The organism is Prosthecobacter sp. Pr1 (genome assembly GCF_057652315.1).
Map to the genome: position 1 here is coordinate 40,335 of NZ_JBYFBS010000010.1, position 25,257 is coordinate 65,591.

General features: G+C 61.5%; 24 protein-coding genes. 22 read left to right on the top strand and 2 right to left on the bottom strand.

Translation table 11 applies throughout. The features are described 5' to 3' along the window. Positions 1-128: 128 nt before the first annotated feature. Positions 129-692 (bottom strand): DUF3341 domain-containing protein, encoded by a 564-nt coding sequence (locus AC24GY_RS16800; protein WP_487685419.1) that lies wholly within the window; start codon positions 690-692, stop codon positions 129-131. Positions 693-867: 175 nt separating this feature from the next. On the opposite strand from AC24GY_RS16800, the gene AC24GY_RS16805 reads away from it, so the two are divergent. The 19 genes from AC24GY_RS16805 (at position 868) to AC24GY_RS16895 (ending at position 19,784) form a co-directional block, all read left to right on the top strand. Then, complete coding sequence (locus tag AC24GY_RS16805) at positions 868-1,104, top strand: hypothetical protein (protein ID WP_422320904.1); 237 nt, start codon at positions 868-870, stop codon at positions 1,102-1,104. A 125-nt stretch (positions 1,105-1,229) separates the two neighbouring features. Further along, positions 1,230-1,454 (top strand): hypothetical protein, encoded by a 225-nt coding sequence (locus AC24GY_RS16810; protein WP_487685423.1) that lies wholly within the window; start codon positions 1,230-1,232, stop codon positions 1,452-1,454. A 129-nt stretch (positions 1,455-1,583) separates the two neighbouring features. Further along, positions 1,584-2,306 carry a histidine kinase gene (locus AC24GY_RS16815; RefSeq protein WP_487685426.1) on the top strand — a complete coding sequence of 241 codons (723 nt, stop codon included), beginning with the start codon at positions 1,584-1,586 and terminating at the stop codon, positions 2,304-2,306. After that, positions 2,296-3,438 (top strand): ATP-binding protein, encoded by a 1,143-nt coding sequence (locus tag AC24GY_RS16820; protein ID WP_487685429.1) that lies wholly within the window; start codon positions 2,296-2,298, stop codon positions 3,436-3,438. The genes AC24GY_RS16815 and AC24GY_RS16820 overlap by 11 nt, the downstream gene beginning before the upstream one ends. Positions 3,439-3,472: 34 nt before the next feature. Next, positions 3,473-5,218 carry a PAS domain-containing sensor histidine kinase gene (locus AC24GY_RS16825; protein ID WP_487685433.1) on the top strand — a complete coding sequence of 582 codons (1,746 nt, stop codon included), beginning with the start codon at positions 3,473-3,475 and terminating at the stop codon, positions 5,216-5,218. Further along, a complete protein-coding gene (locus tag AC24GY_RS16830; RefSeq protein WP_487685436.1) occupies positions 5,190-5,606 on the top strand; it encodes a response regulator in 417 nt (138 codons plus the stop codon). Before AC24GY_RS16825 ends, AC24GY_RS16830 begins: the two co-directional genes overlap by 29 nt. After that, positions 5,603-6,022 (top strand): response regulator, encoded by a 420-nt coding sequence (locus tag AC24GY_RS16835; protein ID WP_422320911.1) that lies wholly within the window; start codon positions 5,603-5,605, stop codon positions 6,020-6,022. Before AC24GY_RS16830 ends, AC24GY_RS16835 begins: the two co-directional genes overlap by 4 nt. A gap of 89 nt (positions 6,023-6,111) precedes the next feature. Next, the gene (locus AC24GY_RS16840; protein WP_487685441.1) at positions 6,112-6,789 is read left to right on the top strand and encodes a response regulator; all 678 of its coding nucleotides are present in this window, start codon (positions 6,112-6,114) and stop codon (positions 6,787-6,789) included. Between the two features lie 61 nt (positions 6,790-6,850). Continuing rightward, positions 6,851-7,075 (top strand): DUF2934 domain-containing protein, encoded by a 225-nt coding sequence (locus AC24GY_RS16845; RefSeq protein ID WP_487685444.1) that lies wholly within the window; start codon positions 6,851-6,853, stop codon positions 7,073-7,075. Between the two features lie 61 nt (positions 7,076-7,136). Next, positions 7,137-7,697, top strand: a complete 561-nt coding sequence (locus AC24GY_RS16850) for a chemotaxis protein CheB (protein WP_487685447.1) — start codon at positions 7,137-7,139, stop codon at positions 7,695-7,697. An 80-nt stretch (positions 7,698-7,777) separates the two neighbouring features. Then, a complete protein-coding gene (locus AC24GY_RS16855; protein ID WP_487685450.1) occupies positions 7,778-8,959 on the top strand; it encodes a sensor histidine kinase in 1,182 nt (393 codons plus the stop codon). Next, positions 8,956-9,402, top strand: coding sequence for a response regulator (locus AC24GY_RS16860; RefSeq protein ID WP_487685453.1), 447 nt, complete (start codon positions 8,956-8,958; stop codon positions 9,400-9,402). Before AC24GY_RS16855 ends, AC24GY_RS16860 begins: the two co-directional genes overlap by 4 nt. 448 nt (positions 9,403-9,850) lie before the next feature. Then, on the top strand, positions 9,851-11,416 hold the full coding sequence (locus tag AC24GY_RS16865; protein WP_487685455.1) for a response regulator: 1,566 nt from the start codon (positions 9,851-9,853) through the stop codon (positions 11,414-11,416). 7 nt (positions 11,417-11,423) lie between these two features. Beyond that, positions 11,424-15,011, top strand: coding sequence for a hybrid sensor histidine kinase/response regulator (locus tag AC24GY_RS16870; protein ID WP_487685458.1), 3,588 nt, complete (start codon positions 11,424-11,426; stop codon positions 15,009-15,011). Between the two features lie 71 nt (positions 15,012-15,082). Then, positions 15,083-17,203, top strand: a complete 2,121-nt coding sequence (locus AC24GY_RS16875) for a hybrid sensor histidine kinase/response regulator (RefSeq protein ID WP_487685461.1) — start codon at positions 15,083-15,085, stop codon at positions 17,201-17,203. Between the two features lie 71 nt (positions 17,204-17,274). Continuing rightward, positions 17,275-17,556, top strand: coding sequence for a DUF2934 domain-containing protein (locus tag AC24GY_RS16880; protein ID WP_487685464.1), 282 nt, complete (start codon positions 17,275-17,277; stop codon positions 17,554-17,556). 21 nt (positions 17,557-17,577) lie between these two features. Continuing rightward, the gene (locus tag AC24GY_RS16885; protein WP_487685467.1) at positions 17,578-17,814 is read left to right on the top strand and encodes a hypothetical protein; all 237 of its coding nucleotides are present in this window, start codon (positions 17,578-17,580) and stop codon (positions 17,812-17,814) included. 47 nt (positions 17,815-17,861) lie between these two features. Continuing rightward, positions 17,862-18,185 (top strand): hypothetical protein, encoded by a 324-nt coding sequence (locus AC24GY_RS16890; protein WP_487685470.1) that lies wholly within the window; start codon positions 17,862-17,864, stop codon positions 18,183-18,185. A gap of 9 nt (positions 18,186-18,194) precedes the next feature. Continuing rightward, positions 18,195-19,784 (top strand): Na+/H+ antiporter, encoded by a 1,590-nt coding sequence (locus AC24GY_RS16895; RefSeq protein WP_487685473.1) that lies wholly within the window; start codon positions 18,195-18,197, stop codon positions 19,782-19,784. Between the two features lie 588 nt (positions 19,785-20,372). Here AC24GY_RS16895 and AC24GY_RS16900 read toward each other — a convergent pair. After that, the gene (locus AC24GY_RS16900) at positions 20,373-21,293 is read right to left on the bottom strand and encodes a LysR family transcriptional regulator (protein WP_487685476.1); all 921 of its coding nucleotides are present in this window, start codon (positions 21,291-21,293) and stop codon (positions 20,373-20,375) included. A gap of 85 nt (positions 21,294-21,378) precedes the next feature. Here AC24GY_RS16900 and metE point away from each other — a divergent pair, with 85 nt between their 5' ends. From metE to AC24GY_RS16915, 3 genes are all read left to right on the top strand, one after another. Further along, the gene (gene metE / locus AC24GY_RS16905; RefSeq protein ID WP_487685479.1) at positions 21,379-23,730 is read left to right on the top strand and encodes a 5-methyltetrahydropteroyltriglutamate--homocysteine S-methyltransferase; all 2,352 of its coding nucleotides are present in this window, start codon (positions 21,379-21,381) and stop codon (positions 23,728-23,730) included. Positions 23,731-24,065: 335 nt separating this feature from the next. Further along, on the top strand, positions 24,066-24,977 hold the full coding sequence (locus AC24GY_RS16910; RefSeq protein ID WP_422322426.1) for a methylenetetrahydrofolate reductase: 912 nt from the start codon (positions 24,066-24,068) through the stop codon (positions 24,975-24,977). A gap of 59 nt (positions 24,978-25,036) precedes the next feature. Next, the gene (locus AC24GY_RS16915; RefSeq protein ID WP_461526964.1) at positions 25,037-25,249 is read left to right on the top strand and encodes a dodecin; all 213 of its coding nucleotides are present in this window, start codon (positions 25,037-25,039) and stop codon (positions 25,247-25,249) included. Positions 25,250-25,257: the final 8 nt, after the last annotated feature.

The window sequence follows — 25,257 nt, forward strand, 5'->3', positions numbered from 1 at the left end:
AGATCTCAGGAGTGGATGGCTGGCGGCGCGGCGCCTGCCTGAGTCTCTTTAAAAAGTTAGGTCGCGCGCGCCTCATCTGCCATGGGGTATAACCCGCATCACCTCATGACAAAGCGATGCAGAAGGTCTCAGCCCTGGCCGTGAGCAGCCGGATATGCGATGATCTCCGTGGCCCGGTTTCTCTCTGGATCGGCCTCCTCTCCTCGGGTGCATATCCCCTGCCCTCCTCCGTGGGCAAAGATGACTTCTGCGCACGTGATCTCTGAAGAGTTCTCAGCATGCACGGAGATGAGGATGCTGCCCTCCTGCAGGAGCTCGGTGCCATGTCTGACATCTCGGTCATGGATGCTCCTGCCGATCCATCCGCCGCAGACCGCACCAGACACGGCTCCGATCGCCGTACCCGTCAGCGCGGCCAGCACGGGACTGGCGTCAATGAAATCGCCGAAGCCCGGAATGGCCAGCACGCCGATCCCCGCAATCCAGCCCAGTGCGCCGCCGATGCCCAGACCAGCAACGACTCCCTCAGGCATCTTGGTATGTCGCACCTGCCCAGATTTATGCCCCCCATTCTGATCCGTCAGCAGAGCCGTGATGTCATCGCTGGAGAATCTCGCAGCCTTGAGCTGATCAACGATGTGACCCGCCTGGGCGCGCGAGGAGGCGAAGCAGAAAACAGAGGTCTGAGACATGGTGGTGGAGACTTTAAAGGGTGGTGGCTGGAATGAATTCGCCGCTGAGCCTGCAGGTGGTCGGAACCAAATGCGCCCCGCTGCTCGTCAAGCCACACAATGACCCGCACCCCTCGGTTTCGCCATGGAGTGTTCACCCCATTGGCCGCAGTGGTGATCTCGCTAGTCTTTCACCATGAGTTCCTCCTCCCGATCCGGCTGCCTCCTCACCCTGCTTCAGCTTTTCGCCGTCTACCTGCTCAGCCACGGTCCGGTGATGGCCCTGTATTCCAGCCAGCGCATCCATGGCGACGTCCCTGCTGCGGTCACCACAATCTACCAGCCCCTCACATGGCTGTATGAACACACCCCGCTCGGCACCCCCATGACCGCCTACGATGCCTGGTGGAAGAACCTGCTGAAGAAGTCCTGAGCCCCACGAGGAAATGAAAAAGCGGTGGTTGCCATCCACAGCAACCGCCGACGCCACTCCAAGTGACACTTCACCTGGATTCGGGTTACCCCCCATCGCATTTTTGCATCCCCTGCCCCCAAGACATGAATCACCCACCTTCCCCGCCCCTCACTGAACCACCGCTCAGGTTCAGTGACGAGGCCGCACGCCAGCTTCTGGAGCAGGCGCTGGAAGCCGAGAAATCTGTCGAAGACGCCGAGACAGATCTCGCTCAAAAGCGCGCCATCAATGCCTACACCGGCGCCTCCGCCCTGCTGCCGCCCGAAGTCATCGCCACCGCCGCCCCCGAACAGAGACACTCTAGTTGAACGAATGTCAGCAGGTAGGGTTTCACCCCATGGTTAGTTTTTCAGCGCTGGCCGATAACTGACGCCCAGCAGCCGTACCAGCAAAGGATCAAGCCTTGCTGGCTCGAATGCTGTCCTTCCAGTACAAGCATGAGTGAATCCCTGTTGAGCCAATTGTCCGCCCATTACCTGGCGGCATTGCGCACCCATTTGGAGCAAGGCCGCCAGGCGAGCCTCCTGCCCGCCCATGCACTGGGTACGGAGGCGGTAAACATGGAACTCGAGACACTGGACCTGGCCAAAGTCCACCATCAGGCCCTGGCCGTGCTCATTCCCCCTGATGGCTCGCCCAGCACACGAAGCGAGATGACGCGGCGTGCGGAGGGCTTTTTCACCGAAGCCATCGTCCCCATCGAAAAAACCCACCGCCTGGCTCGCGAGTCCGGCGCCGACTTGCAGCAGCTCCAGGAGCGCCTGGGTCAGCGCACGCTGGATCTCGCAGATTCCCATCGTCACCTCCAGCAGGGCATCACCGAACGCATGACCGCCGAGGCCGCGCTGGAGAACAGTGAACGCACCTCCAGCCAGCTGCTCCTCGAATCCCGCCAGCTTGAGCAGCAGCTCAAGGACATGGCGCGCAAAATCATGTCCGCAGACGAAGTGGAGCGCAAAAAAATGAGCCTCCAGCTCCATGACGACATTGGCCAGTCCCTGCTTGGCATCCACATGCGGCTGCTTACCTTGAAAAAGCAGATGTCCGCCAGGCATGAAGGCATCACCCAGGAAATAGCCACCACGCAGCAGCTCGTGGAGGCTGCCGTGAAAACCATCAACCACTTCGCCCACGAGTTCGGCATTCCCCATGAAATTTAAGCGCACGGATCTTTCGCGTCTCTACCACGCAGCACTGCAGCACTTCTTAAAGGAAGGCCCGGGTGCCAGCATAGCCCCCGCTCACGAGCTCGGACGCCAGGCCATCGCCCTCGGGCTGGAGACGCTCGATCTCGCACGCATGCATGAGGTCGCCCTCGTCTCTCTCGTGCTGCCCGGTTACTCCTCCAGCACCAGCGATGGTCTCATGGGGCGCGCCGGCCTGTTTTTTGCCGAAGCCATCACACCGCTTGAGGAAACTCACCGCGGCGCGCGCGAGGCCAATATCCAGCTCAATCACATGGTCCAGACCCTCAGCCTGCGCACCCAGGAGCTCGCCGCCACCGTGGAGGAGCTCCGGCAGGAAGTCGAACAGCGCAGGGCCATGGAGGAGTCCCTCCGCATCAGCCAGCAGACCTCCAGCGACCTGCTCAAAAAATCCCGCGAATTGCAGGAGGAGCTCCGGCAGCTCTCGCGTCAGCTCCTCACCGCCCAGGAGGAGGAGCGCAAAAAAATCAGCCGCGAGCTGCACGATGTCATCGCCCAGACCCTCACAGGCATCAATGTCCGCCTCGCGGCCCTGAAGACAGACTCCACCGTCAGCAACAAGACACTGCAGGGCAAGATCTCCAGTACGCAGGAGCTCGTGGAAAAATCCGTCGACATCGTCCACCGCTTCGCGCGCGAGCTGCGCCCCTCCGTGCTGGATGATCTCGGGCTCATCCCCGCGCTGCAGTCCTTCATGACCTCCTACATGCAGGACACCGGCATCCGCGTCAGCTTGCAGGCCTTTGCCGGCATTGAGCAGGCGGACGGCGCCATCCGCACCGTCCTCTACCGCATCGCCCAGGAGGCCCTCACCAATGTGGCGCGTCATGCGCAGGCCAGCCAGGCGGACCTGAGCATCCAGAATCCCCACGGCGGCATCCGCATGAAAATCACCGACAACGGCTGCGGCTTCACCGTGAAAGGAAAAAGCAGCGCCAAGAAGAACAACCGCCTCGGCCTGCTCGGCATGCGTGAGCGCGTCGAGATGATCGGCGGCACCTTCTGCGTGGAGTCCGCCCCAGGCAAAGGCACCACCATCCTGGTCGAGATTTCATCCGAGGCCACAGCGCCAAACCCAAGTCAGTGAAACCGTCCTGCGACACCACCTCCCTGGAATGCCCATGAACACTCCGAGTGAATCACCCGCCGAAGTCCCCGCCTCGGCGCATGGCCTGCACCAGCAACGCATGCCCGACTCCGCACCGCCCCAGCTCCATCAGATCATTGCCCTGGCCGGGGAGGCCCTGCGCACCAGCGAGGCACGCTACCTCACCTTGTTTGAGCTCGGGCCCATGGCCATTTATTGCTGCGATGCAGCAGGCAGGATTCAGGAATACAATCTCCGCGCCACAGAGCTCTGGGGCCGCAAACCCGCACTGGGGGACACCGATCAAAAATTCTGCGGTTCTTTCAGGCAGCTTCACCCGGACGGCACTTGCATCCCCTTCGCTCAGTCCCCCGTCGCCGATGTTCTGCATGGCCTGCTTCCCGCCATTTGCGATGTGGAGGTGCTCATCGACCGGCCGGACGGCACTCAGGTCACCGTGATCATGAACATACGGCCGCAAAAAAACGACAGCGATCAAATCACCAGCGTCATCAACTGCTTTTACGACATCAGCGAGCGCAAGCAGACCCTCGCCGCCTTGCAGCTCGCCAACACTGCCATGGAGTCCGCGGGAAACGCCATCTTCATCACCGATCATGGCGGCATCATTCAATACATCAATCCCGCCTTCACCCTCCTCACCGGCTATCAGGCCTCTGAAGCCCTCGGTCAGAAGGCCAGTATTGTTCGCTCAGACGCCCATGACCAGGCCTTCTATCAAAACCTCTGGCAGACCGTTCTCTCCGGCCATGTCTGGAGCGGCCAGATCACCAACCGTCACAAAAACGGAGACCTGTATGTTTCCGATCAAACCATCGCCCCGGTCAAGGACGCCAAAGGCGACATCATCCACTTTGTCAGCATCCAGGAGGACATCACCGCACGCAAGCACGCCGAGGAGGTGCAGCACCGCGCCGAGGTGCTCGCCGCTTCCAATCAAAAGCTGGAGCTCGAAATCCTTCATCGCAAAACCGTGGAGGACGCCCTCCGCACCAGCCAGGCCACGTCCGACGAGCTCCTGGAAACTTCACGTCAGATGCAGCAGCAGCTCAGGCACCTCTCACACCAGGCACTGCAGGCTCAGGAAGACGAGCGCAAACGCATCAGCCGTGAGCTTCATGACGTCATCGCCCAGACTCTCACCGGCATCAACATGCGCCTCTCTCTCCTGCAAAAGGAGAACTGCACCAGCACTCAGGAGCTCCGCGAGAAAATCGCCCAGACTCAGCAGCTCGTCGCAGAGTCGGTGGACACCGTGCATCGCTTCGCCCGTGATCTCCGTCCGGCCATGCTCGATGACCTGGGCCTGATCCCCGCACTCGAGTCCTATTTGAAAGACATCACCCAGCAGACCGGCCTTGAGGTCAATCTGAAAACGGATGCAGGCGTGGAAGAGCTGGGCAGCCCCGGCCGCACCGTCCTCTACCGCGTCGCTCAGGAGGCCCTCACCAATGTCGTCCGCCATGCCAGAGCCACACGCGTTGACATCAGCATTCAGAAGCACGACGGCATCCATAGCATGGTCATCACAGACAACGGCCAGGGCTTTGCCGGAGACGACGCCTCCCCGGCCAAAGGCTCCAGCCGTCTGGGCCTCCTCGGCATGCGTGAGCGCGTCGAGATCATCGGCGGCACCTTCTGCGTCGCCTCCGTGCCCGGCCAGCACACCACCGTCCTGGTGGAGATCCCCGCAGATTCAAACGAACTCATGAAAAATCCCTCCCCCCTCCATGCTCCCCATCACTATCCTGCTGGCTGAAGACCACCGCATCATCCGCGAAGGCCTGCGCGAACTTTTGCTGACAGAATCCGACCTCCACGTCATCGGCGAAGCCGAAAACGGCCGCCAGGCCGTGTCGCTCACCCGCCAGCTCTGTCCGGACGTCGTCATCATGGATGTCTCCATGCCCCTGATCAATGGCATCGAGGCCACCCGCCTCATCATGCAGTTCACCGTCAAGCCCAAGGTCCTGGTCTTTTCCTCCCACTGTGACGACGTTTACATCGCGCAGGCCATGGCCTTCGGCGCATCGGGCTATCTCGTCAAACAAACCGACACCCTCTTCCTGCCTGAGGCGATTCGCGGAGCCCATCATGGCACCGCCTTCTTTTGCCCCAGCAAACTCACCCACGCAGTCCTCTCATGACCCCCATCACCGTTCTTCTCGCAGATGATCACACCATTGTCCGTGAAGGCCTCCGCGCACTGCTCGCCCTGGAGCCTGACATTCAGGTGGTCGGTGAAGCCGCCAACGGTCATCAGGCCGTCGCCTTCGCCAACAAGCTCGCCCCGGATGTCGTCGTCATGGATCTCGCCATGCCCCTGCTCAGCGGGCTCGACGCCATCTCCCGCATTCGCGAATGCACCCCCGCCTCCACCAAGATCATCGTGCTGACCGCCTACGACGAGGAGGCCTACATCCAGCAGGCCAGGGATCTCGGCGCCGCCGGGTACCTCGTCAAGCAAAGCGACTCGCAGATCCTCGCCCGGGCCATCCGCGAGGTTTATCAGGGGCACGATTTCTTCAAGCCCATCCATCACTCGTTGGTGCAAATCCCATGAAGCACCCCGGCTCCAGCCCCCCACCGGCACGGAAATTGAGGTAAGAATTCTCCTCTTGCCAGGCAATCCCGCTGTAAACTGAACTCATTATGAACTCCATCAACGTCCTGCTCGCCGAAGACCACCAGATCGTCCGCGAAGGCCTGCGCGCCATGCTCAATCTGGAACCCGACATCAAGGTCGTCGCCGAAGCCGAGAACGGCCGCCAGGCCGTGGAACTCGTCACCAAGGTGCGCCCGGATGTCGTCGTCATGGACATCGCCATGCCCCTGCTCAATGGCATGGAGGCCACCCGCCAGATCCTCCAGTCCTTCCCCGGCACCAAGATTCTCATCCTCTCCGCCCACAGTGATGATGCCTACGTCGCCATGGTCATGGCCATCGGCGCCTCCGGTTATCTCATCAAGCAGACCGCCGCCCATGTCCTCCCTGAGGCCATTCGCGCCGTTCACCAGGGCAAGACCTACTTCAGCCCCATCATCGCCAAACGCCGCAATCATCAAAAGCAGAAAGCCCGCGATCAGGGTGAGCTCCCCGGCAAGGCCGTCCCCACCCTCAGCGCACGTGAGATGGAAGTGCTGCAGCTCATCGCCGAAGGCAAGGCCAACAAGGAAACCGCCGATGAACTCCACATCAGCGTCAAGACCGTCGAGAAACATCGCCAGAGCCTCATGGACAAGCTCAACATCCACGACACCGCCGGCCTCACCCGCTACGCCATCTCCATGGGCATCATTGAAAACAGCGTCCAGGTGACGATCATCTGATCCCCTTTGGGGTGTAGACCCCATGGCTAAACCGGGGGCCGCATAGGATGGTGTGGATGCCATGACACTCAGCCCCGCACACACCGCGCATCTCCACCCGGCCGCCAGTCACGAGTCCCTGACCCCGCGGCAGCAGCAGGACGTCTTGCCACCCGCCGCCGAAGCGGTCGCACGCCGCGCCTTCCTCCACTTTGAAAACCACGGCGAAGCCAGCGGGCGCGATGTCCAGGACTGGCTCCAGGCCGAGGCAGAACTCAAGGCCGAGTCCCTCTGCAGCGGCAGATGAATCCCCTCCCCCGAGACTCATGACCGCGCCTCCCTGCATTCCCGCCCAGTGCGTCATAGCCATGGCCGCCTCCGCCGGTGGCCTGCATGCCCTCTCAGTCATTCTCGGCGGACTCCCGGCAGACTTCCCCGCCGCCATCGCCATCGTCATGCACCTTTCTCCCGTGCACAAAAGCCTGCTGGCCGAGATCTTGGGCAGCCGCTCCAAGTTGGAAGTACGGCAGGCCCAGACCGGCAACATTCTCTGTCATTCCAGCGTCTTTGTCGCACCGCCCAATCATCACATGTCCGTCGTCAAAGGCGGCCGCATTGCACTGTCCTCAGACGAGGCGGAAAAAATCCATTTTGCCCGCCCCTCCGCCGAGCCCCTCTTCGCCTCCGTCGCCGAAGTTTATCAATCCCATGCCATCGCCGTGGTCCTCACCGGTGGCGATGGCGACGGCTCATTCGGCGTGCAGATCATCAAGGACCGTGGCGGCAAAGTCATCGCCCAGGACCGCCCCACCTCGCAGGATTTCAGCATGCCTCAGAGCTCCATCGCCACCGGCGATGTCGACTTCATCCTCCCCCTGACGGAGATCGCCCCCATGCTCATCGAGCTGATAGTTCCTGGCAAGGCTTGAGCTCCTCTGCGGTCACGCACATTGGCATGGGTAGTACACCCCATGGTTCCTGCCCCCGGAGCAGACACCTTGCTCCCACCATGATTTCACCGACCGCAGCTTCCTCACGGCCTTCCGAGCATGAATCCGCATTGCGTGCCTCGGAGATCAGCTACCGCCGCTTGTTTGAAGCCGCGCGGGATGGCATCCTCATCCTGGAGGTGGATACGGGACGCATCACCGATGTGAACCCCTTTCTGACCGAGCTTCTCGGCTTCACACACGCTGAGATGGGCGGAAAAACCGTCGGCGAACTCAGCCCCTTCAAGGACATCGAGTCCAATCAGGCCATGCTCGAGCGGCTGCAGGAATACGGCTACGCCCGCTATGAAAACCTGCCGCTCGAAACGCGGGATGGCCGCCACATCGCCGTGGAGTTTGTCAGCAACGTCTATCAGGCCGGAGACCACAAGGTCATCCAGTGCAACATCCGCGACATCACCCAGCGCAAACACGCGGAGGATGAAATCCACCGCCTCAATGCCGAGCTGGAGCAGCGCGTCACTGAGCGCACCGCGCAGCTCCAGGCCGCCAACCGTGAGCTGGAAGCCTTCAGCTACTCCGTCTCCCATGACCTCCGCGCGCCGCTGCGGCACATCATGGGTTTTGTCGAGCTGCTGCAGCAGGACGCCGGCCCCTCCCTCTCCGAGAGCAGTCTCCGCCACCTCAGTACCGTCACGCAGGCAGCCAAGCGCATGGGTGCTTTGATCGATGACCTCCTCGCCTTCTCCCGCATCGCACAAACAGCCATGGAAAAGCAGGAATGCAGCCTCGATGACCTCGTGCGCGAGACCTTGGGAGATTTTCACAAAGAAACCATCAGACGAAACATCCACTGGCTCATCCACCCACTCCCGGCGGTGTGGGGAAACCCCGCCCTGCTCCGCCAGGTCATGGTCAATCTCATCTCCAATGCCGTGAAGTTCACCAGTGAATGCGCTGAAACCCGCATCGAGATCGGCGGCTCCAATGTCGGCGAAGATGAAACCGTCATCTTCGTCCGCGACAACGGCGCAGGCTTTGACCCCCGTTACGCCGCCAAGCTCTTCGGCGTGTTTCAGCGCCTCCACAGCCAGGACAAGTTCGAGGGCACCGGCATCGGCCTCGCCAATGTCCAGCGCATCATCCTCCGCCATGGCGGCCGCGTCTGGGCGGATGGCGCGGTGGATGGCGGCGCCACCTTTTATTTCTCCCTTCCCACCCAAACTCACTCAAAGGAATGACCTCACCCGAAACCCTCAAGAGCATTCTCCTGGTGGAGGACGATCTCCAGGATGTGCAGCTCATGCTCGCCGCTCTCGAGCAGCACCATCTCGCCGACCACGTTTTCGTGGTGCACGATGGTGCCGAGGCTTTGGACTATTTGTACCATCGGGGTGCGTATGCTTACCGTCTCCGCGGCGATCCCGTCCTCGTGCTGCTGGATCTCAAAATGCCCAGGCTCGACGGACTCGAAGTCCTCAAGACCATCAAATCCGACGCACTGCTGAAAGCCATCCCCGTCGTCGTCCTCTCCTCCTCCCGCGAAACCACCGACCTCGCCGAATGCTACCGCCATGGCGTCAACGGCTACGTTGTCAAAGCCGTGGATTACCAGGGCTTCATCACCTCCGTCCGCCAGATCGGCGCCTTCTGGGGAAAACTCAATGAACCGCCGCCAAACTGATGTGCCTATCCTTATTAAATGTGCATCTTAGTTCCACGGCTGCTTTCAAAGCAGGAGCATTTAAAGCCTCATTTATGTGCTTCGCATTCTGATTGCCCCGAACTTATCAAACACTCAGGCAACCTTCCTAATGAACCCACCCAACCCCCACCTTTGAGGATTTCCAACCCATTGTAACCAGTAACATCGCCCAGGCGCAAAACAGATGACGCTCAGGCAGGGCACAGCACGCAGACGCGGCGCTCCACGGCACGGACTTGCTGGCCGCACCTTGAGACGGCGCAGGACTTGGTGCCCGGTCTGCCAGTGCCGGACTTTTTTGCTTCCCTCCGAAGGCCCCCCTCATGTACATTGAACGACACCACCTTGTAAACATCCCGCTCGCCGGGGGCTGCCAACTTCATGCCCAGCCCGGCAGCGCGCTCACTTGTCACGAAAAGAGGTCCAAATGAGCCCCCCTCTTCGCATCCTGCACCTGGAAGACAATCCGGACGATGCCGCTCTCATTCTCTACCACCTCAAAAGCGGCGGCCTCTCCTGCTCCGTCACCTGCGTGCGTAACCGCGCTGAATTCGCGGCGGCTCTGGACGGCGGCGGCTTTGATCTGATCCTCTCAGACTACACCCTGCCTGACTTTGACGGCCTCTCCGCCACCGCCCTCGTGCGCGCCAGATGTCCCGATCTGCCCGTCATTCTCGTGTCCGGGACGATGGGGGAGGACTTCGCCATCGATTCACTCCGGAGCGGCGCCACTGATTATGTCCTGAAAATGCGGCTCTCGCGGCTCGTTCCCGCCGTGCGCCGTGCCATGCAGGAAGTCGCGGAGCGTGCCGAACGCCGGCGGCTGGAGGCCCAGTTCATCGAGGCTCAAAAAATGGAGGTCATCGGCCAGCTCGCCGCCGGTGTCGCTCATGACTTCAACAACATCCTCGGCGTCATCATGGGCTACAGCGACATCATGCTCATGAAGCTCGCCGCCACCGATCCCCTGCGCACTCCGGTCACAGAAATTAGGCGCGCCTCAGAGCGGGCTGCCGGGCTCACTCTCCAGCTCCTCGTCTTTGGCCGCAAACAAACCGTGCAGCCCGTCATCACCGATCTCAATGTCATCCTGCGCGATCTGGAGCAGATGCTGCAGCGCCTTATCGATGAAAACATCATCCTGACCCTCGTTCCCGGCACCCAGCCCGGGCACATCATGGCAGACCCCGGCTACATCGGGCAGGTGCTCATGAACCTCGCCGTCAATGCCCGCGACGCCATGCCGGACGGCGGCAGGCTCACCATCGCCACCAGCAGGGTCACGCTGGATGAAAACTTCACCCGCGAAAATCCCGGCGCCACACCCGGAGACTACATGAGGCTCAGTGTCAGTGATACCGGCAGCGGCATGCCCCCTGAAGTCAAGGAACGCATCTTCGAGGCCTTTTTCACCACCAAGCCCGCAGGCAAAGGCACCGGCCTCGGGCTCGCCACGTGTCAGACCATCGTCCAGCAGTCCGGCGGCTTCATCACGGTTCACAGTGAGCTTGGCAAAGGCACCCTTTTCCAGATTCACTTTCCCTGCGTCCAGCAGCCGCCGGCTCTCACCGCCGCAGCAGCCGCTCAATCCTCATCGTCCGCCGGCGGCCCGCTGCCACGCGGCACCGAAACCCTCCTTGTGGTGGAGGATGATCCCTCCGTGCGCCAACTCGCCGTGGAAGTGCTGAAAAACCAGGGTTATCACGTCATCCCCGCCATCAACGGCCAGGAGGGGCTCAACCTGGCGCAGACCCACCAAGGGCCGCCGATCAGCCTCGTCCTCACCGATGTCGTCATGCCCGTGATGGGCGGCAAGGTGATGTCTGAGTGGCTCAAGGTCACCTACCCCGGCCTCAAAATCCTCTTCACCTCCGGCTACACGGATGATGTCATCTCACATCATGGTGTGCTGGATGCTGGTGTGGATTTCCTGCCCAAGCCCTACACCCCCGCCACCCTGTCCCGCAAAGTACGCGATCTCCTGAACGCCTGAAGCCTTCATGCAAGCGCCCCTTTCAGCCGCCAAGCCTGACCAACACCGCTGCGAAGCCCTCGAAGCGGAACTGCGGGAAACTGCGGCCCGCCTCAGCCGGGCGCAGGAGGAGCTGAACTGGAAAAGCGCCTTTCTGGAGGCCCAGGTCAACTCCACCATCGATGGCGTCATCGTGGTGGACTCCCAGGGCCGGAAAATCCTGCAAAACCAGCGCACCGCCGATCTCTTCAAAATCCCCCGCCACATCGTGGAGGACCCCGACGACACCCGGCAAGTCCGGTGGGTGATGGACATGACCCGGCATCCGGACCAGTTCCGCGAAAAAGTGGTCCATCTCTATGCCCATCCGTCTGAAATCAGCCGTGATGAAATTGAACTGACAGACGGCACGGTGCTGGACCGCTATTCATCTCCTGTCCTCGGCAAGGATGGCGCCTTCTACGGCCGGATCTGGACGTTTCGAGACATCACCGAGCTCAAGCAGAGGGAGGCCGCCCTGCGCGAAAGTGAAGAGCGGGTGCGTGCCGCGCTGCGGGCCTCCCACACCGGCACCTTCCGGTGGGACATCCGCTCCAATGAAGTGGTCTCGGATGATGCCATGCATGCGCTCTTCGGCCTCCCTGCAGCACAGACGGTCCGCACCTTGGAAACCTTCCTCGCCACTGTGCATCCCGATGACCTCGCCGGCGTGATCGAACGCTTCCGGCGTTGCGCCAGCGATGGCGCCGATTTTGACATGGAATTCCGCGTCCTCTGGCCGGATGGCAGCCTCCACTGGCTGGATAACAAAGGCAGGACCAGCTTTGATGAAGCAGGCAAACCTGCCTGCATGACGGGCACCTGCGTGGACATCACCAGCCACAAAGTGCACGAGGAGTCCCTGCAAAAACAGCAGGCGGAGCTGCGTGTTCTCTTTGACCTGATGCCCGCGATGATCTGGTTCAAGGACACCCAAAACGGCTTCATCAGGGTCAATCAACGCGTGGCCGAGGCAACGGGCCTGCCCATCGCGGAGATCGAAGGAAAAACCGCCGAGGAGATCTTCCCCAAAGAAGCGGCCGGGTATTACGCCGACGATCTGGAGGTCATCCATTCGAAAACTGCCAAACTGGGCATCATCGAAAAGCTGCAGGGGCCGGAGGGCCAGGAACTCTGGGTGCAGACCGACAAGATGCCGGTCTGCGACAAGGATGGAAAAGTGACCGGCCTCATCGCCATGGTTCACGACATCACCGAGCGCAGACGCACGGAGGAGGCTCTCCGCGAAAGCGAATTCCGCTATCATTCGCTGTTTGAGAACATGCTGGAAGGATACGCGCATTGCCGCATGGTGCATGAGGAGGGCCAGACGCGGGACTTCATCTACCTGGAGGTCAACAGCGCTTTTGAAAAGCTCACCGGGTTGAAAAATGTGGTCGGAAAACCCATCAGCGAAGTCGTTCCCGACTTTTACGAAACCAACATGCCGCTGTTTGAGATGTATGAGCGAGTGGCCTCGACCGGCGAACCGGAGCGCTGTGAGACCCATTTGAAAGCGTTGGGGGTGTGGTTCTCCATCGCCGTTTACAGCCACCAAAAGGGGCACTTCGTCGCCGTCTTTGACGACATCACGGAGCGCAAAGTGGCCGAGGAGGCGCTGCGGGAAAGCGAGGAGCGCTTCTCCGGCGCCTTTGAGCATGCCCCCATCGGCGTCGCGCTGTCCTCTCCCACGGGGCGGTGGCTCAAGGTCAACCGCGCCCTCTGCAAGCTCGTCGGCTACACCGAGGAAGAGCTGCTCACCCGCAGCTTCCAGGACATCACCCATCCCGATGACCTCCCCGACAGCCTCGAGTGCGTGCGCCAGCTCACCTCCGGCGAAAGCCGTGTCTACCAGTCCGAGAAGCGCTACATCCATGCCGCCGGTCATCTCGTCACCGTGCTGCTCAATGTGTCGCTCGTGCGCGACAGCCAGCAGCAGCCGCGCTACTTCATCGCCCAGATTCAGGACATCAGCGAGCGCAAGCGCACGGAGGAGTCGCTGCGCCTGCTGAGCTCCGCCGTGAAGCAGTCGAAGGAGTCCATCATGATCACCGAGGCTCAACTCGACCTGCCCGGCCCGAAAATCATCTTCGTCAATCCCGCCTTCACTCAGATGACCGGCTACACGGCGGCGGAAGTCCTGGGCCTCACCCCTCGTTTGCTGCAGGGACCGCTCACCGACCGCACCGTGCTCGACCGCCTGCGGCGCAGCCTGGAAGCGGGGGACACCTTTTCCGGGGAGATCATCAACTACCGCAAAGACGGCACCGAGTTTGTGCTGGAGTGGCAGATCGCCCCCCTCCGCAATGCCAGGAGTGAAATCACGCACTTTGTGGCCATTCAGCGCGACATCACCGGACGCAAGCGCCTCGAAGCCCAGCTCGTGCAATCCCAGAAAATGGAAACCGTGGGCAAGCTGGCCGGTGGCGTGGCGCATGAATTCAACAGCATTCTGACCGCCATCATCGGCCAGAGTGAGCTGCTCCTCGAAGATCTCCCTTCAGCCAGTCCGCTGGCCGGCAAAGTCACCGCCATCAATCAGGCTGCCGGACGGGCCGCCATCCTGACGCGCCAGCTTCTCGCCTACGGTCGCAAGCAAACGCTGCAGACGGAAATGCTCAATCTCAACTCCGTCCTCGCCGGCATGGCAGGCACGGTGCGGCATCTGGCGGGGCATGACATCGACATTCGCAACATCCCCGAGCCCGGGCTCCGCCTGGTGAAGGCGGATGCGGGGCAGATCTCACAAGTCATCGTCAACATCGTCATGAATGCCTGTGATGCCATGCCCGGCGGTGGCAGGCTCACCCTCGAAACAGCCAATGTCTCATTTGATCAGGCCAGCGCGGAGCGCCATCCCGACCTCAAGCCCGGTGACTACGTGATGCTCGCCATCTCCGACACCGGCACCGGCATGAGCCCCGCAGTCCAGGCCCGCGTGTTTGAGCCCTTCTTTTCCACCAAAGGCGTGGGCGAAGGCACCGGCCTCGGCCTCGCCACCTGCTACGGCATCATCAAGCAGAGCGGCGGGCACATCTCCGTCTACAGCGAGCCCAATGTGGGCACCACCTTCAAAATTTACCTGCCGCAGGCCGCCGCCGCCTCCGGCCCGGTTCCTTTACGCACCACCGTCCCCGGTCTGCCTCATGGCACTGAAACCATCCTCCTCGTCGAGGACGACCCCGCCCTGCGGGAGATGGCCGGCGCCTTGCTCCAGCGCCTGGGCTACACCGTGCTGGCCGCCGCCAACGGCATCGAAGCCCTGGGCTTGCAGGAGGCTCACCTCCCCGGCCAGATCGATCTCTTGTTCACCGATTTCGTCATGCCGCAGATGAACGGCAGGGAGCTCGCGGAACGGGTGCACGCCACCAGTCCGCACACCCGCACCCTCTTCACTTCCGCCTTCACCGCCAACGCCATCTCCCATCAAGGCGTCTTGAACCAGGGCACGGCGCTGCTGCAAAAGCCCTTCACCCCCGCCGCTCTCGCGCAGAAGCTGCGTGAAGTGCTCGATCAGCCCCCGCCTGCATCAAAACCGGAAGCCGCAATCTCTTCCAATGGGGCAAACACCCCATAACAATTCCACTCCATCGCCCCGAGTGTGCGCCGCGACATCTCCCACACATGGGATGTCTTCACGGAATCATCATGACCACACTCCCAAGGCCCGTTCCCGCCACCGCCACACCTGCCCCCCCATCCCCCGCAAGCGTCACCGAACGCCTGCACAATGATGTCTTCTTGAAGACCGGAGCCTTGCAGGACGCCATCCTCAACAGCGCCAATTTCTCCAGCATCGCCACCGACGAAAAGGGCGTCATTCAAATCTTCAACGTGGGCGCGGAGCGCATGCTCGGCTACGCCGCCGCTGATGTGCTCAACAAAATCACCCCGGCGGAAATCTCCGATCCGCAGGAGGTCGTCGCCCGTGCTGCAGAGCTCAGCCTGGAGCTTGGCACCACCATCGCCCCCGGTTTCGAGGCCCTCGTCTTCAAGGCCTCACGCGGCATCGAGGACATCTATGAGCTCACCTACATCCGCAAGGACGGCAGCCGCTTCCCCGCCGTCGTGTCCGTCACCGCTTTGCGTGACGTGCATGACCACGGCAGCATCATCGGCTATCTCCTCATCGGCACGGACAACACCGTGCGCAAACAAGCCGAGGCCGAGCAGGAAAAGCTCGACCAGCTCCTCCGTGATCAGCAGTTCTACACCCGCTCCCTCATCGAATCCAACATCGACGCCCTGATGATGGCCGACGCCTCCGGCATCATCACCGACGTCAACAATCAGATGGAGACCCTCACCGGCCGCTCGCGCGAAGAACTCATCGGCGCCGCCTTCAAAAACTACTTCACCGATCCCGCCCACGCCGAGGCCGCCATCAAGCGCGTGCTCAGCGAAGGCAAAGTCACCGACTACGAACTCACCGCCCGTGCCAAGGACGGCACCGAAACGGACGTCTCCTACAACGCCACCACCTTTCATGATCGTGACGGCATCCTTCAGGGCGTATTTGCCGCTGCACGTGACATCACCGAGCGCAAACGCTGGGACAAGGTGCTGCAGGAAAAAACCGTCGAACTGCAAAAAGCCAAGGCCGTCGCCGAGAAGGCCAATCTCGCCAAATCCGACTTCCTCTCCAGCATGAGCCATGAGCTGCGTTCGCCGCTCAATGCCATCCTCGGCTTCACCCAGCTCATCGAGTCCGACACACCACCGCCCACCGCCTCGCAGAAGGCCAGCATCGATCAGATCCTCCACGCCGGCTGGTTTCTCCTGGAACTCATCAATGACATCCTCGACCTCGCCGTCGTCGAGTCCGGCCGCCTCTCGCTCTCGCTGGAGGCCGTCTCTCTACCCGAAGTCCTCATCGAATGCCAGGCCATGATCGAGCCCCAGGCGCAGAAGCGCGGCATCAGCATGTCCTTCCCCAAATTCGAAGCGCCCTGCTTCATCCAGGCTGACCGCACCCGCCTCAAGCAGGTCCTCATCAATCTCCTTTCCAACGCCATCAAATACAACCGCTCCGGCGGCACCGTCGTCGTGGACTGTGATCACACCCTGCCCGAGCGCCTCCGCATCAGCGTCAGAGACACCGGCGCCGGACTTTCGCCAGAACTGCTCGCGCAGCTCTTCCAGGCCTTCAATCGCCTCGGCAAAGAAGCCACCGGCGAGGAAGGCACCGGCATCGGCCTCGTCGTCAGCAAACGCTTGGTCGAACTCATGGAGGGCACCATCGGCGCGCACAGCACCGTCGGCACCGGCAGCGTGTTCTGGATCGAACTCGGCTCCGCCGTGGATCCCCACATTGATTTCATCAAATCCGTCAGCACCACGCTCACCGCCATCCCCGAGGGCGCTGGCAAGCGCACCCGCCTGATTCTCTACGTGGAGGACAATCCCGCAAACCTGAAGCTCATCGAGCAGCTCATCGCCCGCCGTTCGGATCTCCGCCTGCTCACCGCCCAGAATGGCACGGACGGCATCAGCCTCGCTCTTGGCTACATGCCGGACGTCATTCTCATGGACATCAATCTTCCCGGCATCAGCGGCATCGAGGCCATGAAGATCATCCGCCTTGATCCCACCACCGCGCACATCCCCATCGTCGCTCTCAGCGCCAATGCCATCCCGCGCGACATCGAAAAAGGCATCGAAGCCGGCTTCTTCCGCTACCTCACCAAGCCCATCAAGGTGAACGAATTCATGGAGACGCTCAATGAGACGCTGGCCTTTGCCGAGAAAAGATTGCTCCATGCCGCCTGAAAACGCGACTCACTTTTGGGGTGAAGACCCCATGGCATCTGCGTGACTGACTTTGGAACATGGGCCACCCCATGAAAACCAATAAAAGCACCCCGTCCGCCAAAGCCGCTCCAGCGGCCAAAGCTTCCAAGAGCCTCAAAGCCGCCACCAGTTCCGCAAACGTGCCAGTGCCGCAGGAGGCTCAAACCCCTCAGGCCAGCACCACACCGCCTCCCGCCCACTCCGCGGATGAAGTGGCCCTCAGGGCCTATCACAACTTCCAAAAACGCGGCTCGGCAGACGGCGATCATCATGGCGACTGGCTGCAAGCCGAAGCCGAACTCACCGCTGAACGGCTTCTCGTGCACGCATGACCTCCACCTGACTGCACCGCCATGAACAGCCGCCGTCCCAAGCTTGACTGCACCATGACGTGCTCTCTTCACAACAGTGCCCGGTGCGTGTGCAATCTCATCGCTGTCTACAACGAAAACTCGCCCATCTCTCACGGCCTGCGCATCGGCCTCGGCCACTACTATGGCAGTCGTTCCCTGCCGCCCTGCGTGCGTGGCACACTCGGCTCATCCTATTGGTCCACCACGGCAGAAAGCAGCGCCGCCATTCCGGCTTAGTCTCCCGGCAGCACAGCCGGACGGGACCTCGCATCCGTTGACAAGGCATGCCCACGCCTGCCGAATATGATGCCCAGCATGAATGGCGCTCACTTGAGGAGGAGTGCCGTCATTCGTTTTCGCAGTCTCCCGGCAGCGCCAAGCCCAGCACTCATGCGAACGCGACAGCGTCTTGGAGTGCGGTGGCAAGCCTGGGCGCGACGCCGCTTTCGCAGGCCGGATGGCAAACTCAGGCCAAAGAGCCTGCAATACCCAGCGAAAGCGGTGTCGCCGATGCAGGCTTGCGCCGTGCATCTCTGCCACCGCACTCCAAGACGCTGTCGCGTGGCTCGGGTGCCTCAGACATTCAAACCTCACGCCCCCTGACCTGAGCGCCATTCATGACCAGTGCTGACATCTTCGTGGGCCTGCTGCTGGCCATCGTCATTCTGGCGCTGGTCGCACGCAGACTGTCCCTTCCCTACCCCATCTTCTTCGTCCTCGGCGGTCTGGCTCTCAGCCTGATCCCGAAGCTCCCCGAGGTGCGGCTGGATCCCCAGATGGTGTTTGAGTTTTTTCTCCCGCCCCTGCTCTTTCCCGCCGCGCTCTTCACCTCATGGCGGGACTTCCGGGCCAATCTCCGCCCCATCACGCTCCTCGCCGTCGGACTCGTCCTCTTCACCACCGGCGCCGTCGCCTTGCTCGCGCATTACTTCATGGGCCTGCCTCTTGCCGCAGGCTTCGTGCTCGGTGCCATCATCTCACCGCCAGACGCCATCGCTGCATCCGCAATTGCGGACAACTTGAAGATCCCGCGCCGCATCGTCACCATCCTCGAAGGCGAAAGCCTCGTCAACGACGCCACCGCCCTGGTCGCCTACCGCTTCGCCGTGCTCGCCGTCATCACCGGCTCGTTTTCACTCCCGCATGCAGGCGCTCGTTTTGTCATCATGAGCCTGGGCGGCATTGCCATCGGTCTGCTCATCGGCTGGCTCGCCGAACACTTTCACAAGCACGTGGATGACGCCCCCATTGAAGTCACCGTTTCACTGCTCACGCCCTTTGTCGCCTACCTGCTCGCAGAAAAGCTGGAACTCTCCGGCGTCCTCGCCGTCGTCATTGCCGGACTGTACCTCGGCTGGCGCATGCCCGAACTGCTGAACTTCAAAACGCGCCTTCAGGGCGGCCCCGTCTGGGAGATGGTCGAGTTCCTCCTCAACGGCTTCGTCTTCATCCTCATCGGCCTGCAGCTCCCTGAAGTCATCGAGGCCCTTTCAGTCCAGGCCATCCCCACTTCCCGGCTCGTGCTCTATGCACTCACGATCAGCCTCACCATCATCCTCGTTCGCATCCTCTGGGTCTTCCCCGCCATCTATCTGCCGCGCTGGTTTTTGCAAAACCACGCCAGAAACAATCCCACGCCCCGCTGGCGGCATGTCATGATCATCGCCTGGACCGGCATGCGCGGCGTGCTCTCACTCGCCGCCGCGCTCGCCCTGCCCATCACCCGTCAGGATGGCACCCCGTTTCCAGGCCGTGATTTGATCCTCTTCCTCACCTTCACCGTCATCATCGTCACCCTCGTCGTGCAGGGCCTCAGCCTGCCCCCGCTCATTCGCTGGCTCGGCATTAAAGAAGACAGCTCCTCCGCCAGCGAGGAACGCAAAGCACGCCTGAAGGCCAATCAGGAGGCCTATGCCAGCCTCCAGGAGATCGATGAAAAAGATCCCGCCAAAGCAGATGCGCTCCAGCGTCTCCGCATGGAATACGAAGACCACATCCGCCAGGTGGAAGGCGCCGCCTCCGCCACTGCCAGCTCCCCGCTGCGCCGCTTCTCCACCGAGTACGAGCGCCTCTCTCTCGCCGCACTCCTGCACGAGCGCCAGACCATCCTCCACCTGCGCAATGAAGACGTCATCAGTGACGAAGTCCTCCGCCGCATCCAGCGCGACATCGATCTCGCCGAAGCCCGCCTTGAGCACCACCAGTGAAGCAGCAGCACATCGAACAGTTTCCGAAACATATTTCCTGAAAACGAGCGTGGAGCCCCTCTGCGGCAAACCGCCCCCCAAGCTCTCCATTCCGAAAAAATCCTGAAATTCTGTGAATCCTGTCAAAGAATTCACCGCAGGCCTTTGAGGAAAAGTGAGCAGAGAATCAACTCAATCTCTGCCACCTCTGCCACCTCTGCCTCTCCGCCCCTCTGCGGCAAACCGAACTTCCCCAAGTTCTCCATTCCGAAAAAATCCTGAAATTCTGAAATTCTGTGAATCCTGTCAAAGAATTCACCGCAGAACCTTTCAGGAACCGGGAGCAGAGAATCAACTCAATCTCTGCCACCTCTGCCTCTCCGCCCCTCTGCGGCAAATCGAACTCCCCCAAGTTCTCCATTCCGAAAAAATCCTGAAATTCTGAAATTCTGTGAATCCTGTCAAAGAATTCACCGCAGGACCTATGAGGAAAAGGAAGCAGAGAATCAACTCAATCTCTGCACCTTGACTCCTCTGCGGCAAACCGAACTTCCCCAGGCTCTCCATACCGGAAATGAGCTCTGCAAATCGCCATACCACACCGCCTCATCACACCTCATCCACCGGCGCGATCCCCTTCAGACTGTCAAAGCTCACCTTCTTCATCGTGGCGATGAACTCCCTCATATACGCCGTCCCAGCCAGCGCTCGCGTGGTCGCCGCATTGAGATTGGAAAACAGCCCGCTCTTGCGCACCGGCCGCTGCGCCACATAGCGCCGCTCCAGGTACGGCTGCACCGCCCACCCCGGCATCGCCGCGATGCCACGCTGGCTCGCCACCAGCTGCAAGATCGCCACCGTCAGCATCGCCGTGCGCCGCACCGGATTCACCCCCATCGGCCCCAGCACCTCCCGCACCACATCGATGCGATCATCCGGAATCGGATACGTAATGAGAGTCTCCTTGGCAAAATCCTGCGCGGTGAGGAATTTCTTCTTCGTCAAAGGATGCTGATGCGCCAGCAGCGCCAGCACCTCATAGCGAAACAGCGGATGATACACCACGTCCTTGCGCGGCGGTGCTTTGGAAACAATCACCAGATCCGCCTGATCCTCGATGAGCAGCCCCGTGGGATCAGGTTGAAAGCCGGACACAAGATCCATCTCCACCTCCGGCCATGCGATGCGAAACTCATCCATCGCCGGCATCAGCCAGTCAAAGCACGAATGGCACTCCACCGCGATGCGCAGCTGCCCCGCCTTCCCTTCCGCAATGCGCGCCACATCCCGCTCACACTGCCGCATCTGCTTCACGATCTCATGCGCCGTCCCCAGCAGCCGCTCACCCGCCGGGCTCAGCCGCAGCGGGCTGCTCTTCCGCTCAAACAACGGCACCCCGAGATGCGTCTCGATGCTCTTCACCTGATGCGACAGCGCAGGCTGCGACAGGTGCAGGCGCCGCCCCGCTTTGGAAAGGTTCCCCGTCTCAGCGAGGGCGATGAGGGCATGCAGATGGCGGATTTCAATCATGCCTCCATCATAACCATTTTCGATGATGATCCACAAAACTCTCTGGATTGTGAATGCTCCATCCAGCGATAGTTATTGCGTCGCTATGAGCGACAACATCATTCACACACACAATCTGGGCTACCCGCGCATCGGCGAGCAGCGCGAACTCAAGAAAGCCACCGAAGCCTTCTGGCACGACAAACTCTCACGCGAGGAACTGGAGGCCACCGGCCGCCGTCTGCGCCGCGACAACTGGGCCAAACAGAGCGCCGCAGGCATCGACCTCATCCCCTGCAACGACTTCTCGTTCTACGATCAGATGCTCGATTTCTCCTGCCTCATCGGCAACGTGCCGCCACGCTTTGGCTGGAAAGGCGAAGACGTCGACCTCGACACCCTCTTCCTCATGGCGCGCGGTTCACGCGGTGAAGGCCACGAGGGCTGCACCCATGGCTGCAGCACGCATGAGGCCGCATTTGCCTGCGAGATGACCAAGTGGTTCGACACCAACTACCACTACATCGTCCCCGAGTTCCGCGCCGACACCCAGTTCCAGCTCGTCGGCAGCAAAGTCTTCCGCGAATTCGCCGAACTCAAAGCCCTCGGCCTCCGCGCCAAGCCCGTGCTGCCCGGCCCCGTGACCTATCTTTCCCTCGGCAAAGTCCAAGACTCCCAACATCCCGACTTCGACCGCTGGTCACTGCTGGACAGATTGGTGTCAGTCTATGAAAAAATCCTCCAACGCCTAGCCGAGCAGGGCGCCGAGTGGGTGCAAATCGACGAACCCGTCTTCGCGCTCGATCTCTCCGCACAGCAACGCGATGCCGTCGTGGACGCCTGGCGTCGCCTCGCTGCCGCCGCCCCCGGTTTGAAAATCATCGTCGCCACCTACTTCGGTGCCCTGCGCGAAAATCTCCCGCTCTTCCTCTCGCTCCCCGCGCACGCCTTCCACATGGATTGCGTCCGTGCTCCGGCAGAGCTCGATGAAGTGCTGGAACATCTGCCGCAGGATAAAACCCTCTCCCTCGGCGTCGTCGATGGCCGCAACATTTGGAAAAACGATTTCACCAAATCCCTCAAGCTGCTCACCGCCGCGAAGGCCACGCTCGGCACACAGCGCCTCTGGGTCGCCCCCTCCTGCTCGCTGCTGCATTCGCCCGTCACCCTCGCCTCCGAGCCCGCGCTCGATGCGCAGATCGAAAACTGGCTGGCCTTTGCCGATGAAAAACTCACCGAAGTCGTCACCCTCAGCGCCCTGCTGCGCGGCACCTCCCGCAGCGGAGTTCTGGAGGCCAATCAAGACGCCATCCACAGCCGCGCCACCAGCCGCCGCACGCACAATCCCGAAGTCCGGGCACGCCTCGCGCTCATCACTGATCAAGATGCCCGCCGCCACTCGCCCTTCCCGCAGCGCCAGCTCTTGCAGCAGTCCCGTCTTGCCCTGCCCGAGTTCCCCACCACCACCATCGGCTCCTTCCCACAAACCGCCGAAGTCCGCTCCATGCGCGCCCGCTGGAAGAAAGGAGAGCTCACCACCGCCGAGTATGAAGTCTATCTTGAAAACGAAACCCGCGCCTGCGTCGCCTTCCAGGATGAGATCGGCCTCGACATGCCCGTGCATGGCGAGTTTGAGCGCAATGACATGGTCGAGTACTTCGGCGAGCAGCTCGACGGCTTCCTTTTCACCGCCAATGGCTGGGTGCAGAGCTACGGCACCCGCTGCGTGAAGCCCCCCGTCATCTACGGCGATGTCAGCCGCCCCGCCCCCATGACCGTGCGCTGGGCCAAATTCGCGCAATCCCTCACCCCACGCCCCATGAAAGGCATGCTCACCGGCCCCGTCACCATCCTGCAGTGGAGCTTCGTGCGCGATGACCAGCCGCGTTCCGAGACCACACGCCAGATCGCCCTCGCCATCCGCGATGAAGTCGTGGACCTCGAAGCCGCCGGCATCGCCGCCATTCAGATCGACGAGCCCGCCATCCGCGAAGGCCTGCCCCTGCGCCGCATTGACTGGGCTTGGTACCTCGACTGGGCCGTCACCGCCTTCCGCCTCAGCGCCAGCGGCGTGCGTGATGACACCCAGATCCACACCCACATGTGCTACTCCGAGTTCAACGACATCATCGCCGCCATCGCAGACATGGATGCGGATGTCATCACCATCGAAACCTCCCGCTCCAACATGGAACTCCTCGGCGCTTTTGTGGACTTCAAGTATCCCAACGAAATCGGCCCCGGCGTGTACGACATCCACTCCCCGCGCGTCCCCTCCGTCAGCGAAATGGAAAACCTCATGCGCAAAGCCGAGGCCGTCATCCCCCGGCGCAATCTCTGGGTGAATCCAGACTGCGGCCTCAAAACACGCGGCTGGGCCGAGGTGAAAACCTCCCTCATCCACATGGTGCAGACCGCCAAAAATCTGCGAGCCACACAGCCGCAACATGCCGTGTAGTACCACGATCTATTGAAAACAGGTCTGTTTTTCTCTGCCGTGATCGCCCTTCTTCGCAGCAACCCCAAAGGGGTTGCGTAGTTGAACCCAGGGTCAGCCGAGCCTCAGCGAGGCGACCCTGGGTATGTCAGACAATCCGGTCAGCAAACCCAACGCTCCTCACCACCACGCCAGGTTCCAGCAGCGTCTGCAACGCACCCCGCCGCACGTCTCTCACGCGGGCAACCATTCACACCATCGTTCGATTAGCCGCCTCTGAAAACCCACGGCAACCGCCCTCAACAAACGGCCATTCATTTCAGGCCTGTCTTCAACGACTCTGAATCTAATCCGCCATGCACATCCAAGACATCCTCTCCGCCACTCGTGGCACCACCGCGTTCTCCTTCGAGTTCTTCCCGCCACGCACCCCCGTGGCGGTGCACACGCTGCAAAGCACGCTCGATCTCCTCGCGCCGCTGCGCCCCGCCTTTGCCAGCGTGACGTACGGCGCAGGCGGCGGCACCCGCGAGCTCACTCAGAGCCTCGTGTCAGAGCTGACGCAGAGCGATGTCTTTGATCCCATCCCGCACCTCACCTGCGTGGGTCACAGCGAGTCTGAAATCATGGCTCTGCTCACACGCTACGCCGCCGCCGGAGTCAGCAACATCCTGGCTCTGCGCGGCGATCTCCCTGCGGGCAAATCAGACAGCGGCGTCTTCACCCACGCCGCCGAGCTCGTGCGCTTCATCAAGCAGTTCAACGAGCGCGGCCTGCACCCGCACCCACGCGGCTTCGGCATCGGCGTCGCCTGTTTTCCCGAAGGCCATCCCGCCACGCCCAATCGCATGACCGAGATGGATCACCTCAAAGCCAAGGTCGATGCCGGAGCCGACTGGCTCTGCACCCAGGCCTTCTTCGACAACGCCACTTTCCACGACTTCCGCGACCGCTGCACACTCGCAGGCATCACCGCGCCCATCCTCGCCGGCATCCTCCCTCTCACCACCGCCACCGGCATGCAGCGCATGGCCGCACTCGCCGGCGGCATGCACTACCCCGCCCGCCTCATCCGCGCCCTCAACCGCGCTGGCGATGATCCCGAAGCCTTCCGCCGCATCGCACTCCACCACGCCACCGAACAATGCGCCGACCTCCTCGATCACCACGCCGACGGCATCCACCTCTACACACTCAACCAAGCCCAGCCCGTCCTCGGCATCTTCTCCAGACTCGGCCTCTGCCGTAGTGCAGCCGCAATCGACTAGGACTGGAGTAGGTGTACACCCCATCGCGCCCCCGCTCTCCAGTGCCTAGTTTTGTGACCATGAAAGACCCCGTCTACAAAACCATCGAACTCACCGGCACCTCCTCCACCACCATTGAAGACGCCGTCAACAAAGCCCTCAAGCGCGCCCACAAAACCATCAAGGGCCTCCGCTGGTTCCAAGTCATCGAGACGCGCGGCAGCATCGACAAAGGCCAGGTGCACCAATGGCAGGTCTCCCTCAAAGTCGGATTCGAAATCGAGGACAAGTGATCCCGTCG